The organism is Enterobacter sp. LM3, assembly GCF_046622475.1.
Lineage (GTDB): Bacteria > Pseudomonadota > Gammaproteobacteria > Enterobacterales > Enterobacteriaceae > Enterobacter > Enterobacter cloacae_P.
In genome coordinates, this window is record NZ_JBJURN010000014.1 from 93,681 (window position 1) to 107,433 (window position 13,753).

Consider the following 13,753-nt stretch of genomic DNA (forward strand, 5'->3'; position numbering starts at 1 on the left):
TGAATGGCAACTGGCACGCTGCCCGATGCTGGGCAGATCCTCAATTCTTTAATTAACAGTATTTTGCTGGTCGACGACGAGCTGGCTGTACATTACGCCAACCCGGCGGCGCAGCAACTGCTCGCACAAAGCGCACGCAAACTGTTTGGTACCCCACTTCCGGAATTGTTGAGCTATTTTTCGCTGAATATTGGCCTGATGCAGGAAAGTTTGCAGTCCGGTCAGGGGTTCACCGATAACGAAGTGACGCTGGTGATCGACGGACGCTCACATATTCTTTCGCTAACGGCGCAGCGTCTGCCTGAAGGGTTCATCCTGCTTGAAATGGCACCGATGGACAACCAGCGCCGCCTCAGCCAGGAACAGCTCCAGCATGCGCAGCAAATTGCCGCCCGTGACCTGGTACGGGGGCTGGCTCATGAAATCAAAAACCCGCTGGGAGGGTTACGCGGCGCAGCACAGCTGTTAACCAAAGCACTGCCCGACCCAACACTTGCGGAGTACACCAACGTCATCATTGAGCAGGCCGATCGCCTGCGCAATCTGGTCGACCGTCTGCTGGGGCCGCAACAGCCGGGTATGCATGTTTCAGAGAGCATTCATAAAGTGGCTGAACGGGTAGTGAAGCTCGTCTCGATGGAACTGCCGGAGAACGTCACGCTGGTGCGTGATTACGACCCAAGCCTGCCGGAACTGGCGCACGATCCTGACCAGATTGAACAGGTTCTGCTGAATATTGTGCGCAATGCGTTGCAGGCTCTGGGACCGGAAGGGGGCGAAATCATTCTGCGCACCCGCACCGCATTCCAGCTGACGCTGCACGGCGTGCGCTATCGCCTGGCAGCACGCATCGACGTTGAGGATAACGGGCCGGGCATTCCGTCACATTTACAGGACACGTTGTTCTACCCGATGGTGAGCGGTCGCGAAGGCGGCACTGGTCTGGGGTTATCCATTGCCCGCAATTTGATCGACCAACACTCTGGCAAAATTGAATTTACCAGTTGGCCGGGACATACCGAGTTTTCGGTTTTCCTGCCGATTAAAAAATAAAGGTGACGTTTATGCAACGAGGGATAGTCTGGGTAGTCGATGACGATAGCTCCATCCGTTGGGTGCTGGAACGCGCACTCACCGGAGCAGGATTAAGCTGCACGACGTTTGAGAACGGCAGCGAAGTGCTCGATGCGCTCACCACCAAAACCCCGGATGTTCTGCTTTCGGATATTCGCATGCCGGGAATGGACGGGCTGGCGCTCTTAAAGCAGATCAAACAACGCCATCCTATGCTTCCGGTCATCATAATGACGGCGCACTCCGATCTGGATGCAGCCGTCAGCGCTTATCAGCAAGGGGCATTCGACTACCTGCCCAAACCGTTTGATATTGACGAAGCTGTCGCTCTGGTTGAACGCGCCATTAGCCACTACCAGGAGCAGCAGCAGCCCCGTCATACCCCCGATTTTGGCCCAACAACGGACATCATCGGCGAAGCGCCAGCCATGCAGGATGTATTTCGTATCATTGGTCGTTTGTCGCGTTCGTCCATCAGCGTATTGATTAACGGTGAATCGGGTACCGGCAAAGAGCTGGTTGCCCACGCCTTGCACCGCCACAGCCCGCGGGCAAAAGCGCCGTTTATCGCCCTGAATATGGCGGCGATCCCGAAGGATTTGATTGAATCCGAACTGTTCGGCCACGAAAAAGGGGCGTTTACCGGCGCAAATACCATTCGCCAGGGGCGCTTCGAACAGGCCGATGGAGGCACTCTCTTCCTGGATGAAATCGGCGATATGCCGCTGGATGTTCAGACCCGCCTGCTGCGCGTACTGGCCGACGGACAGTTTTATCGCGTGGGCGGCTATGCGCCAGTAAAAGTGGACGTCCGTATTATTGCCGCAACACACCAGAACCTGGAGCTGCGCGTGCAGGAAGGGAAATTCCGCGAGGACTTATTCCACCGCCTGAACGTGATCCGTGTACATCTTCCGCCACTGCGCGAGCGTCGTGAAGACATTCCTCGCCTGGCACGCCATTTTCTGCAGGTGGCCGCCCGTGAGCTGGGTGTGGAAGCCAAGCAGCTACACCCGGAAACTGACGCCGCACTTACCCGTCTGGCCTGGCCGGGCAACGTGCGTCAGCTGGAAAACACCTGCCGCTGGTTAACCGTCATGGCCGCCGGGCAGGAAGTTCTGATTCAGGATTTACCCGCTGAACTGTTTGAAGCAACCGCGCCAGAAAGCAGTACCGGACACGCACTACCGGACAGCTGGGCGACGCTGCTGGCACAATGGGCCGATCGCGCGCTGCGTTCCGGTCATCAAAATTTACTCTCTGAGGCTCAGCCTGAGATGGAGCGCACGCTGTTAACCACCGCGCTTCGTCATACGCAGGGCCATAAACAGGAAGCCGCTCGCTTACTGGGATGGGGACGCAATACCCTGACACGTAAGCTGAAAGAGCTGGGCATGGAGTGATTTTTACCGCTGTGTAAAGATGATTAATTGAGCGCAAATTGCTGTTATTTTGCGCTTTACTGTATCGATGAAATTTGTATGATCGTGCCCGGAAATGGGGGGAACCATCATGCTGGAATCATTAGTGAGTTTGCTCTCTAGCGGAGCAGCCGAAAGCCACACACCGCAAACTGCCGTTGCAGCGGTATTGTGTGCGGCACTGGTTGGGTTGTTTAGCTAGCGGGTAGCCAATGAAAAGCCGGGTGGCGGCTTCGCCTTACCCGGCCTACTAAACGCGAAATGCAGGCCGGGTAAACGAAACGCCACCCGGCAGTGCATCTTAAATCACCCGTGAGAACTGCTGCAGACGTGCCTTTTGACGCAGGTAAGCGTCGAAGCACATACAGATATTACGAATCAACAGACGCCCTTTTGGCGTAACCTCAATGGCGCTCTCCGAAACATCCACCAGCCCATCTTTCGCCAGCGGTGCAAGCAGCTTCAGGTCTTCCGCGAAATAATCGCTAAACTGCAGATCCCATTGTGCTTCTACGTCACTAAAACCGAGACGGAAGTTACAGATCAGCGCCTTAATCACATCACGACGAATGCAGTCGTCACGCGTTAACGCGATACCGCGCCACAGGGCATTGCCGGTTTCATCTACCTGCTGATAATAAAGCTTCAGCTCTTTCTGGTTTTGCGCGTAGCAGTCGCCGATCATACTGATGGCGGAGACGCCCATCCCCAGCAAGTCGGTATCACCCTGGGTGGTATACCCCTGGAAGTTACGGTGCAGAACCCCTTCACGCTGAGCAATCGCCAGTTCGTCATCCGGACGGGCAAAGTGATCCATGCCGATAAACTGATAGCCGGTTTCGGTCAGCGAGGTGATGGTTTCCTGCAAAATATCCAGCTTCTGTTGAGCAGAAGGCAGATCGGCATCTTTGATTTTCCGCTGGGCGGCGAAAAGCGTCGGCAGATGCGCATAGTTAAAGACGCTCAAACGGTCAGGATTGAGTTCTGCCACACGTTTCAGCGTGAAGGCGAAACTCTCTGGCGTTTGCTTTGGCAGGCCGTAAATCAGGTCGATATTGGTCGAGGTAAACCCGATTTCACGCGCGTGGTTAAGTAAGGCAAAGATAAATTCTTCATCCTGCTCGCGATTCACCAGGCGCTGCACTTCTTTGTTGAAATCCTGGACGCCCATGCTCAGGCGGTTGAACCCTTCGGCGCGTAAGTGATCCAGTACATCCAGCTCGATTTCGCGCGGATCAACCTCGATCGAGATTTCAGCATCGTCATTAAAATTGAAGTTGCCGCGCAGCAGTGTCATCAAACGGCTGATCTGCGCTTTATTCAGGTAGGTTGGCGTACCGCCCCCCCAGTGAAGCTGGCTAACATGGCGTCCGGTAAACAGTGGCGCACGATGCAGAATTTCTTGTTCGAGCACATCCAGATACTGATCGGCTTTGTGCTGCTGACGGGTAACGATTTTATTGCAGCCGCAGAAGTAGCAGAGCTTGTGGCAGAACGGAATATGGACGTAGAGCGACAGCGGGCGCTCAGGGTAGCGCGCGACAGCCTGCTGAAAATCCGCTTCGCCGAAAGCATCGGAGAACTCCAGCGCAGTTGGGTATGACGTATAACGCGGCCCGGAATAGTTATATTTCTGGATTAGGGCCAAATCCCAGTCGATAGATGGTACAGACATGCTCACTCCTTCCGTTGGTGTCGCGTTCGTATACGGCGGCCCGTTCTGGCCCCACTGCGGGCCATCATCCGGGTGCGCAGCCACTTCTGTCGCCGCGACAACCGCCGTAGTTTAACGAATAACCACACCAGATAACATATAACCGGAAGGGTTATAAGCAGGACTATCGTGCCTGCCAGGTGCAAATGTTAGTTTCCACCCTTCAGAAGACGCATCATATCTTCCTGCTTTTCGTCTTCTTCTTCATCTTCGTCATCGTCGTAAGACAGGCCCAGCTTCTGCATCAGTTCATCAATGCGATCCAGTTTGGCATCAACCCATGACTGCTCTTCAGCGGTCAGGGTTTCTCCCTCTTCAAGACGTTCCAGCAGCGCGTCCAGGCGCTCATCATTCTCCAGCAAATCCAGCTCAGCCTGCGGTGAAAGCATAGGTTTCTCGCTCTTTGGTTTGTGCTGCTTAGTGACCGGGGTGTCTGTCACGCCCAGTGGAATGGGAGTTTTACTGCCAATACGTGGATCTTTCTGCTGCTTGCCTTTTGCAGAAGCACCCGTGGCATCGCTACCGCCCGCACGGCTACCCGCAGCATGACCACGATGCTTTTTCTCGCGTTTGCGATCGCGCGCTTCCTGGTTCAGTTCTTCGCGCGTTTTGCGGCGTGCTTTTGCAGGGCGTTTAGCGCCCGCTGTGGAGGTCGGTTTTTTCATGATGTTTTATCTTTAAGTCGTTTTCTTCAGTATAGAATTGCGGCGAAATCTAGCAGAAAGCAAGCAAAGAAAAAAGGCGACAGAGCAATCTGTCGCCTTTTTTCCTGACTCACAACCCTTAGTGGGTCAGACATTCCGTGTTTGCCTACAACAAGCCCTGTTTATCCCTTGGCGGATATACCGTCCGTGTACGGTTCCATTTCCTGTTTAAACGCCTCCAGGCGCTTATCATCCTGACAATCCTGAGTCTTCGCCTCCTGGCGCTCCTGACCCTTATCCTTAAGTCGTTATCCTGTTGGCATCCTCGCCCTGGCACACACTTTACCCTGTTCGCTTAAACTAACAAGCAATGAGAGGGTACAAAAAAGGATTTTCGGATAATTACTCAAGCACAACAATCTGATTTTAAACAGTTTGTGTTTTTTAACGCCTGCGATTTCTCTTAAATCTCCTATAGCATCTATGGCAAATCTCCTACAGCCGCCAGGGTGTTCGCCTACAGGCAGAGTGCGATGAGAAAAGCCTTTTGTCTGCATTCGGGTATAATCCCCCACAGATTACGATTTTTGGAGACGACCACGTGACTACCTGGAACTACCAACAGACGCATTTTGTCACCAGTGCGCCTGATATTCGCCACTTACCTTCTGATACGGGTATTGAAGTGGCATTTGCTGGCCGCTCCAATGCGGGAAAATCCAGCGCCCTGAATACGCTGACCAATCAGAAGAGCCTGGCGCGTACCTCAAAAACGCCTGGCCGTACTCAGCTGATCAACCTGTTTGAAGTGGCAGAAGGCAAACGTCTTGTCGATTTACCGGGCTACGGCTATGCGCAGGTACCGGAAGAGATGAAGATCAAGTGGCAACGTGCGCTGGGTGAATATCTGGAAAAGCGCCAGTGCCTGAAAGGCCTGGTGGTGCTGATGGATATTCGCCACCCGCTGAAAGATCTCGATCAGCAGATGATCGACTGGGCCGTGGCAAGCGATATTGCTGTGCTGGTGCTGCTGACAAAAGCCGATAAGCTGGCAAGCGGTGCGCGTAAAGCACAGGTGAATATGGTTCGCGAAGCGGTACTGGCATTCAACGGTGATGTGCAGGTTGAAGCGTTCTCCTCGCTGAAAAAGCAGGGCGTGGACAAGCTGCGTCAGAAGCTCGATAGCTGGTTTAACGAGCTGGAGCCCGCGACAGAAGCGGAAGAAGAGTAATAGCGAGCGCGGCAATGTCCGCGCTTTTTTTTTGCCTGAAATTTTCTTTACCGCAATAAAAAACGCCCCAGTCATTACTGACTGGGGCGGCTAAAATATTCAGCCAAATCCGATTACGTGAAGTAAAAGGTCTGAAAGATAGAACATCTTACCTCTGTACCCTACGTCGTTAACTCTACCCCTTTTTTATCTGTAGACAAAGCACTTTTTGTAGTTTTTTTTCACTCTTTACATAGGGAATTCTAATGATCGTCACAAAACGCACGTCGTTATGTTGCTAACTTACATAAAACGCGCGTTATTCTCCTGACCCTTAGTGAGCCTGATCCCAGTTTTCACCACTCCCCACTTCCACCAGCAATGGCACGTCCAGTGTCATGCTGCTTTCCATCAGTTCGTGGATCTTTTTCGATACGGTTTCAAGCTCGTCTTTGTGCACTTCGAACACCAGTTCATCGTGTACCTGCATGATCATGCGCACGCGTGGCTTCTCTTTTTCCAGCCACGCATCCACGGCGATCATCGCGCGTTTAATGATGTCAGCAGCTGTCCCCTGCATTGGGGCGTTGATCGCAGCACGCTCTGCGCCAGCGCGACGCGCGGCGTTACTGGATTTGATGTCCGGCAGGTAGAGACGACGACCGTCCAGCGTTTCAACATAGCCTTTCTCTTTCGCCTGCTCTCGGGTGCGTTCCATGTACTCCAGTACGCCCGGATAACGCTCAAAGTAGAGATCCATATACTTCTGCGATTCTTTGCGAGGAATGTTGAGCTGGCGGGAAAGGCCAAAAGCGCTCATCCCGTAAATCAGACCGAAGTTGATCGCTTTCGCGCTGCGTCGCTGTTCGTTTGTCACACTTTCCAGCGGCAGACCAAACACTTCGGCAGCCGTCGCCCGGTGGATATCCTTCCCTTCAGCAAACGCCGTCAGCAAACCTTTATCACGCGACAGATGCGCCATAATACGCAGTTCGATTTGCGAGTAGTCCGCAGAGACAATCAGGTAATCCTCTGGTGCGATAAAGGCCTGACGAATGCGGCGACCTTCCTCATTACGTACCGGAATGTTCTGCAGGTTTGGATCGGTCGATGAGAGTCGCCCGGTTGCCGCCACCGCCTGATGGTAAGAAGTATGTACGCGGCCCGTTTTCGGGTTGATCATCAGCGGCAGTTTATCGGTATAGGTCGATTTCAGCTTCGCCAGACCACGATACTCCAGAATCACTTTTGGCAGCGGGTAATCGAGCGCCAGCTCTTCCAGCACCTCTTCAGAGGTTGATGGCGCGCCACCAGGGGTTTTCTTCAGCGGCTTGATGCCCTGCTTTTCAAACAGAATAGTTTGCAGCTGTTTAGGAGATGAGAGGTTAAACGGCTCACCTGCAAGCTCATGGGCTTTTTGCTCAAGCTCGGTCAGACGCTGTGCAAGCTCGCCAGAGTGGTTATGCAGTACCGTTGGGTCGATTTTTACGCCGTTGCGTTCGATGCGGGAGAGTACTGGCACCAGTGGCATCTCGATATGCCGAAACACATTCAGCGGGCCTTCTTCTTTCTGCAGTTTTGGCCACATCTTCAGGTGCAGCTGCAGCGTCACGTCGGCATCTTCTGCCGCATAGCGACCCGCCTCTTCCAGAGCAATCTGGTTAAAGGTCAGCTGATTTTTGCCTTTACCGGCAATCTCTTCAAAGGTGATTGTTTTATGCTTCAACCAGCGATCAGATAAGGAATCCATATCATGACGGCCTGCTACGCTGTCCAGAATGTAGGATTCCAGCATGGTATCAAAGGCGATACCACGCAGCTCAATGCCGTAGTTTTGCAGAATACCGCGATCGTATTTCAGGTTTTGCCCGACCTTCAGCGCCTTGTCATCTTCAAGAATCGGTTTCATCAGCTCAAGCACACGGTCGCGCGAGATTTGATCCGGCGCGTCCAGGTAGTCGTGTGCAACAGGGACATAGGCCGCGATACCAGGCTCTGTCGCAAACGACAGGCCAACCATATTGGCAGAGATGTTATCGAGGCTATCGGTTTCCGTATCGAAGGCAAATACTGGCGCTTTTTTCAGTTTCTCGATCCAGGCGACCAGTTGCGACTCTTCGAGAATGGTTTCATAGTTGTCGAAGGAGAGGGTTACGGCTTCTTCTTCTGCCTGCTCTTCTGCAACTACAACAACCGTCTCTTTCGGCTTCGCTGTGGGCTTAGCCCCTTTGGCCTGCAGCCACTTGCCGCTTTCTACGTCGGTGATCCAACGCTTGAATTCATATTGCTTAAACAGGTTCAGCAGATCGTCAGCTGAAGGTTGCTGCACTTCAAGTTGTTCACAGCCCAGCTCAAGCTCAACGTCAGTTTTGATCGTCGCCAGCTGATAGGAGAGATAAGCCACCTCTTTATTATCTTCCAGCTTCGTGGCCATCGTTTTCGCACCACGGAAGGTGAGACCCGCTATTTTGTCAGACTCGGCGTACAGCGTATCCAGGCCACCCAATCCCTGCAGAAGGGCCTGTGCAGTTTTTTCACCCACCCCCGGCACGCCAGGGATGTTATCCGAAGAGTCACCCATTAATGCAAGGAAGTCGATAATCAGCTCCGGTGGCACACCATATTTTGCAACCACCTCTTCTGGGCCCAGAATGGTGTTCGTCATGGTGTTAATCAGGGTGATCCCGGGTGTCACCAGCTGCGCCATATCTTTATCACCGGTACTGATCAGTACCGGACGGCCCACTTTTTCAGCTTCACGCGCCAGCGTACCAATCACGTCATCGGCTTCAACACCTGAAACGGCCAGCAGCGGCAGACCCATCGCTTTTACCATCGTATGCAGTGGCTCAATTTGCGCACGCAGATCGTCAGGCATTGGTGGACGGTGAGATTTGTAATGCTCAAACAACTCGTCGCGGAAGGTTTTTCCTTTCGCATCAAAAACGACTGCCGCATGGGTTGGCTGATACTGAAGGATCAGGCTGCGCAGCATGTTCAGGACGCCGTACATTGCGCCGGTCGGTTCCCCTGCGCTATTGGTCAGAGGAGGAAACGCATGATACGCCCGATACAGGTAAGAAGAGCCGTCGACGAGAATAAGAGGGTTTTCTGGGATCTGAACCATAATGTCCGTGCCTTTAATCAATTTATGGGTAAAGGATGCCACAGAAGGATGAAAACATCAGTTATTAGCGCCTGATACAGGAAAAGATTTTGCGATCGTGAGGATCGTTCGCAAAAATAAAACTGTGGATAAGTTTGTGCATACTTTCAATTCAGATGAATAACTGCCGCTATCATTGTATGCGGCAGTATATTTTCCTGTTTTAAATCAATTTGTTATATATTACCCATCATTGGCATACCTGTCTGATGACTATTTAGTCTATGTGGATATAAGACCCGTTAACAGCTCAAACATGGATAAATTCGCTGCTGAGCAGGAAAAGCCACAAACTCGCAGCGTGAAAGCGCCATTCTTTTGTCTAATTTCTGGTAAAATCAGCGCCCAGCGCCGGATAACCGTCGCCTCCTTACAGCTAACTATCTGAAAAAGCTCATCATGTCGAGATTGCTCGCTGCAATAACATTACTGTTAAGCATCATTTTAACTATTCTTGTGACTATCGCCTGTTCTGTGCCGATCATTGTCGCCGGAATAATTAAACTGCTGTTACCTCTCCCCTCGGTGTGGCGGGCTGTGTCTGCGTTTTGTAATTTCATGATGTATTGCTGGTGCGAAGGGTTGGCCATCTTGCTGTACCTGAACCCTCACCTGAAGTGGGATGTTGAAGGTCTGGAAAGGCTCAACAAAAAGAACTGGTATCTGCTGATCTGCAACCACCACAGCTGGGCTGATATCGTGGTTTTATGCGTGTTGTTCCGCAAGCATATCCCGATGAACAAATACTTCCTGAAACAACAACTGGCCTGGGTACCCTTTATCGGTCTGGCCTGTTGGGCACTGGATATGCCGTTTATGAAACGCTATTCACGTAGTTATTTAATTCGTCATCCTGAGCGTCGCGGTAAAGATGTGGAAACCACACGTCGCTCCTGTGAGAAGTTTCGCGCGCATCCTACGACGATTGTTAACTTTGTTGAAGGCTCCCGCTTTACTGAAGAGAAGCGCCAACAGACTCGCTCCCCATATCAAAACTTGCTGCCCCCTAAGGCTGCAGGCATTGCGATGGCGCTGAACGTGCTGGGTGAGCAGTTCGATAAATTACTGAACGTCACGCTCTGCTACCCGGAGAACGACACAACGCCGTTCTTCGACATGCTCAGCGGCAAACTGACACGTATTGTTGTTCGTGTTGATCTGGTACCGATTGAAGCGGAACTGCATGGCGATTACGTTAATGATAAGAATTTCAAACGTCGTTTCCAGCTCTGGCTTAACACACTCTGGAAAGAGAAAGACGAGCAGATAGACAACATTAAATCTTCATGCAAAAACGCCGGTCATTGACCGGCGTTTTTACATCAACAATCTTACTTCTTCCCAACCAGGTATTTCACGGTGTCTGCATACTGCTGTACGAAGATATCCATGCTGCTGGTATCCATACCCTGCATGTTCAGCTGATATTTGCCATTAACAAACATCGCCGGAACACCCTGCAACTGCAGGTCAGCAGCCGCTTTTTCCTGCTGGGCAACCAGAGATTTCACCACAAAACTGTTCCATGCCGCGTCGTAGTCTTCACCTTTCACACCGGCATCCACGAACACTTTACGAATATCCGCAGTGGTCTGAACGGTCTGGGTTTTCTGTACGGCTTCAAACATTGGAGCGGTGATTTTATCTTCCACGCCCAGCGCCATCGCAACCGCCCACGCCTGAGTCAGGTCTTTACCCAATGGGCCCAGGAATTCAACGTGGTACTTGGTCATTTTGGTACCTTCCGGCAGCTTTTTCTTCACATTGTCAGAAACATGCAGCACCTCTTCAAATTGATAGCAGTGCGGGCAGTAGAATGAGAAGAACTCCAGAACTTGTGGTTCGCCGGCCACTGGCTTATCCAGCGTGATGTACTGCTTACCGTCGGTAAACTGTGCAGCAGAAGCGCTAAATGCCAGAATCATACCTGCCAGCGCCAGCCAAATTTTTTTCATGATTAACTCTCTCCTGGGTGTGTCCAATTAATACATCGGCGTTAATTGCAGAGGGGGTTCCTGAAGAACCTTAACCTGCTCAGTAAATGTGGATATCTGGTTGCGCCAGTAATCCTCCCCGGTAAGCCACGGGAAATTTCGGGGGAATGCGGGGTCATCCCAACGCCTGATTAACCAGGCAAGATAATAAACAAAACGCATCGCGCGTAAAGGTTCTATCAGGGCAATTTCGTCTGAATTAAAAGGGCTAAATTCTTCATACGCTTCAATAATAGTTTCAAGCTGCATGCGTTGCTCAGTTTTGTCGCCATTGAGCAACATCCACAGATCCTGAACAGCGGGTCCCATACGCGCATCATCGAGATCGACAAACAGTGGGCCATCACGCCAGAGAATATTGCCTGCATGGCAATCACCATGAAGACGCAGCGTTGAAATATCATCACGCCAGCAGGCTTTAACCGCATCAATAAGTTTATCCGTCGCGTTGAGGAAATTATCCTTTAATGCGCCAGGGATGAGTGCCGAGGTTTCAAATACCTGGCGGGGTTCGATGAGATATTCCTGAATACCGATAGTCGGGCGGGCAATAAACGGTTTTTCACGTCCCGTTTGATGAATGCGTCCCAGGTAACGGGCAACCCATTCCATTTGATCAATATTATCAGCTTCAAACTGACGGCCGCCCAGACTGGGGAATACGGCGTAGTAAAACCCTTCGTGCGTCAGCAACGTTTGGTTATTAAATTTCAGGGGTGCAGCAACGGGAACATCGTCATCCAGCAAATCGTGGGCAAACTGATGCTCTTCCTGAATTTGTTCTGCAGACCAGCGCTTAGGACGATAGAACTTTACGACGAAGCGCTGACGATCCTCATCCTGAAATTGGTAGACGCGGTTTTCGTAGCTATTTAAAGGGGTTAGCCCGGAATCCACCCGGATGCCCTGCTCGAACAGCGCATCCATAATGGTATCCGGGTGTAATGTCTGGAAAGTAAAAGCCTGGTCGTTCATCCGATCATCCGGAAATTATACGAATGATTCAGGATATCATCTTGTGGCGATTTCGGTGTCGCCGCTTACAAGCTTTTACTCTTTAATTACGCCACGCGCACGCAGTAATGCGGTTTTAAAATCTTCCTCATAATCTTTCTGAATACCAGGAATGACAGCATCTTTGGCGGAATCGCGCATTTTGAGGTGGTAGATCAGGATGTCGTCAGAAAGGTCCGTCAGTTCACCGTCAAAACCTGACTCTTTCGCCAGTTTCTGTAAAAATTGCATCAGATTCAGCTCTGGCTCTTTTTGCCAGGCCGGCTGGAGGAGTTCAATGACTTCATTAAGACGTTTACATTTCATGGTGGTGCTCCTTTCATTTAGAGAGACACGTTAGCAGGGTCAATCCCACAATAAAAGAGGCGATATTAGTGAATCAGTGCCAGGAAATTATCGGGGTCGTGTTGGCCGGTGGCAGAGCAACGCGCATGGGCGGAAAAGATAAAGGTCTTCAGCTCCTCAACGGTAAGCCATTATGGCGACATGTCGCTGATACGCTTGCAAATCAGGTGTCGGCAATCGCTATCAGTGCTAATCGCCATATCGATATTTACCAACGCAGCGGGTTCCCTGTGTATCAGGATAACCTGGCGGATTACCCTGGGCCGCTGGCTGGGATGCTCTCGGTTATGCAACAGTCAAAGGGTGAGTGGTTTCTCTTTTGTTCGTGTGATACGCCGTTTATCCCGGCCTGTCTGGTTGAACGTCTGGTGCAGCAGCGCGGTGATTTCCCTGTTGTCTGGGTGCATGACGGCGAGCGCGATCATCCTGCTATCGCATTGATTAACAGATCGTTAGTACCTGACCTGCAAAATTATCTGGCGACAGGAGAGCGAAGGGTGATGGTGTTTATGCGTCAGTCAGGCGGCCATCCGATTGATTTTAGCGATCTGAAATCTGCGTTTGTGAATGTGAATACGACCGAAGATTTGCAGACCATGCAGGAGAATAAATGATCCCCGTATTAGCGATTTCTGCCTGGAGCGGAACAGGTAAAACCACGCTGCTGAAGAAACTGATACCTGCACTTTGTGCTAAAGGTATTCGTCCCGGATTGATTAAGCACACACATCACAATATGGATGTCGATAAACCCGGCAAAGACAGCTATGAGTTACGTAAGGCAGGAGCAGCACAAACGATGGTGGCGAGTCATCAGCGCTGGGCGTTGATGACTGAAACACCGGATGAAGCACCGCTGGATCTCGCTTACCTGGTCAGTCGGATGGATCATTCCACTCTGGATCTGGTGTTGGTAGAGGGATTTAAGCATGAGGCAGTGCCTAAAATCCTGTTATTCAGAAGTGATGCTGGGCATGACGTTAGCGAGTTGACGCTGGATGAGCATGTGGTTGCAGTAGCCAGTGACGTTGCCTTACCCCTGGAGGTACCGGTGCTGAATTTGAATAATGTGGATGGGATTACGGAATTTATTTTGAGGTGGCGTGCGGTCTGACTTACCGGGCGGCGGCTTTGCCTGGCCTGGCCTGGCCTGCAGGTTTTTACTGTGCAT

13 protein-coding genes are annotated in these 13,753 nt (G+C 51.5%); 7 read left to right on the forward strand and 6 right to left on the reverse strand.

What is annotated here, in order from left to right:
• Window positions 1–3: 3 nt before the first annotated feature.
• From glnL to ACJ9N4_RS15360, 3 genes are all read left to right on the forward strand, one after another.
• Entirely contained in the window at window positions 4–1,053 is a 1,050-nt protein-coding gene (gene glnL, locus ACJ9N4_RS15350) for a nitrogen regulation protein NR(II) (RefSeq protein WP_182919142.1), read from the forward strand.
• Window positions 1,054–1,064: 11 nt separating this feature from the next.
• Window positions 1,065–2,477, forward strand: a complete 1,413-nt coding sequence (gene glnG / locus ACJ9N4_RS15355) for a nitrogen regulation protein NR(I) (RefSeq protein ID WP_182273232.1) — start codon at window positions 1,065–1,067, stop codon at window positions 2,475–2,477.
• A 109-nt stretch (window positions 2,478–2,586) separates the two neighbouring features.
• Complete coding sequence (locus ACJ9N4_RS15360) at window positions 2,587–2,697, forward strand: YshB family small membrane protein (protein WP_148422545.1); 111 nt, start codon at window positions 2,587–2,589, stop codon at window positions 2,695–2,697.
• Window positions 2,698–2,796: 99 nt separating this feature from the next.
• Here ACJ9N4_RS15360 and hemN read toward each other — a convergent pair whose 3' ends face one another.
• The gene (gene hemN, locus ACJ9N4_RS15365) at window positions 2,797–4,170 is read right to left on the reverse strand and encodes an oxygen-independent coproporphyrinogen III oxidase (RefSeq protein WP_182919143.1); all 1,374 of its coding nucleotides are present in this window, start codon (window positions 4,168–4,170) and stop codon (window positions 2,797–2,799) included.
• Between the two features lie 188 nt (window positions 4,171–4,358).
• A complete protein-coding gene (yihI, locus tag ACJ9N4_RS15370; protein ID WP_182273230.1) occupies window positions 4,359–4,874 on the reverse strand; it encodes a Der GTPase-activating protein YihI in 516 nt (171 codons plus the stop codon).
• Window positions 4,875–5,454: 580 nt separating this feature from the next.
• On the opposite strand from yihI, the gene yihA reads away from it, so the two are divergent.
• Window positions 5,455–6,084 (forward strand): ribosome biogenesis GTP-binding protein YihA/YsxC, encoded by a 630-nt coding sequence (yihA, locus tag ACJ9N4_RS15375; RefSeq protein ID WP_182273229.1) that lies wholly within the window; start codon window positions 5,455–5,457, stop codon window positions 6,082–6,084.
• Window positions 6,085–6,397: 313 nt separating this feature from the next.
• Here yihA and polA read toward each other — a convergent pair whose 3' ends face one another.
• Complete coding sequence (gene polA, locus ACJ9N4_RS15380; protein WP_182919144.1) at window positions 6,398–9,190, reverse strand: DNA polymerase I; 2,793 nt, start codon at window positions 9,188–9,190, stop codon at window positions 6,398–6,400.
• A gap of 438 nt (window positions 9,191–9,628) precedes the next feature.
• Here polA and ACJ9N4_RS15385 point away from each other — a divergent pair, with 438 nt between their 5' ends.
• Window positions 9,629–10,537: an acyltransferase gene (locus ACJ9N4_RS15385; RefSeq protein WP_182919145.1), complete on the forward strand. Its 909-nt coding sequence runs from the start codon at window positions 9,629–9,631 to the stop codon at window positions 10,535–10,537.
• A 23-nt stretch (window positions 10,538–10,560) separates the two neighbouring features.
• Here the strand turns inward: ACJ9N4_RS15385 and dsbA are convergent, their stop codons facing one another.
• From dsbA to ACJ9N4_RS15400, 3 genes are all read right to left on the reverse strand, one after another.
• Window positions 10,561–11,184, reverse strand: a complete 624-nt coding sequence (dsbA, locus tag ACJ9N4_RS15390; RefSeq protein ID WP_182919146.1) for a thiol:disulfide interchange protein DsbA — start codon at window positions 11,182–11,184, stop codon at window positions 10,561–10,563.
• Window positions 11,185–11,211: 27 nt separating this feature from the next.
• Window positions 11,212–12,198, reverse strand: coding sequence for a serine/threonine protein kinase (locus tag ACJ9N4_RS15395; protein ID WP_411500600.1), 987 nt, complete (start codon window positions 12,196–12,198; stop codon window positions 11,212–11,214).
• 75 nt (window positions 12,199–12,273) lie between these two features.
• Window positions 12,274–12,543 carry a YihD family protein gene (locus tag ACJ9N4_RS15400; protein ID WP_010436801.1) on the reverse strand — a complete coding sequence of 90 codons (270 nt, stop codon included), beginning with the start codon at window positions 12,541–12,543 and terminating at the stop codon, window positions 12,274–12,276.
• A 68-nt stretch (window positions 12,544–12,611) separates the two neighbouring features.
• Between ACJ9N4_RS15400 and mobA the strand changes: the two genes are divergently transcribed.
• Both mobA and mobB read left to right on the forward strand, forming a co-directional pair.
• Window positions 12,612–13,196 carry a molybdenum cofactor guanylyltransferase MobA gene (mobA, locus tag ACJ9N4_RS15405; RefSeq protein ID WP_182273224.1) on the forward strand — a complete coding sequence of 195 codons (585 nt, stop codon included), beginning with the start codon at window positions 12,612–12,614 and terminating at the stop codon, window positions 13,194–13,196.
• Window positions 13,193–13,696 carry a molybdopterin-guanine dinucleotide biosynthesis protein MobB gene (gene mobB, locus ACJ9N4_RS15410; RefSeq protein WP_182919148.1) on the forward strand — a complete coding sequence of 168 codons (504 nt, stop codon included), beginning with the start codon at window positions 13,193–13,195 and terminating at the stop codon, window positions 13,694–13,696. Before mobA ends, mobB begins: the two co-directional genes overlap by 4 nt.
• The last annotated feature ends 57 nt before the right edge of the window (window positions 13,697–13,753 follow it).

Bases quoted from the DNA above. Each gene is read 5' to 3' on its own strand.
- dsbA (WP_182919146.1), bottom strand. From the start codon at position 11,184: ATGAAAAAAATTTGGCTGGCGCTGGCAGGTATGATTCTGGCATTTAGC.
- ACJ9N4_RS15395 (WP_411500600.1), bottom strand. From the start codon at position 12,198: ATGAACGACCAGGCTTTTACTTTCCAGACATTACACCCGGATACCATT.
- ACJ9N4_RS15400 (WP_010436801.1), bottom strand. From the start codon at position 12,543: ATGAAATGTAAACGTCTTAATGAAGTCATTGAACTCCTCCAGCCGGCC.
- glnL (WP_182919142.1), top strand. From the start codon at position 4: ATGGCAACTGGCACGCTGCCCGATGCTGGGCAGATCCTCAATTCTTTA.
- ACJ9N4_RS15360 (WP_148422545.1), top strand. From the start codon at position 2,587: ATGCTGGAATCATTAGTGAGTTTGCTCTCTAGCGGAGCAGCCGAAAGC.
- polA (WP_182919144.1), bottom strand. From the start codon at position 9,190: ATGGTTCAGATCCCAGAAAACCCTCTTATTCTCGTCGACGGCTCTTCT.
- ACJ9N4_RS15385 (WP_182919145.1), top strand. From the start codon at position 9,629: ATGTCGAGATTGCTCGCTGCAATAACATTACTGTTAAGCATCATTTTA.
- hemN (WP_182919143.1), bottom strand. From the start codon at position 4,170: ATGTCTGTACCATCTATCGACTGGGATTTGGCCCTAATCCAGAAATAT.
- glnG (WP_182273232.1), top strand. From the start codon at position 1,065: ATGCAACGAGGGATAGTCTGGGTAGTCGATGACGATAGCTCCATCCGT.
- yihI (WP_182273230.1), bottom strand. From the start codon at position 4,874: ATGAAAAAACCGACCTCCACAGCGGGCGCTAAACGCCCTGCAAAAGCA.
- mobB (WP_182919148.1), top strand. From the start codon at position 13,193: ATGATCCCCGTATTAGCGATTTCTGCCTGGAGCGGAACAGGTAAAACC.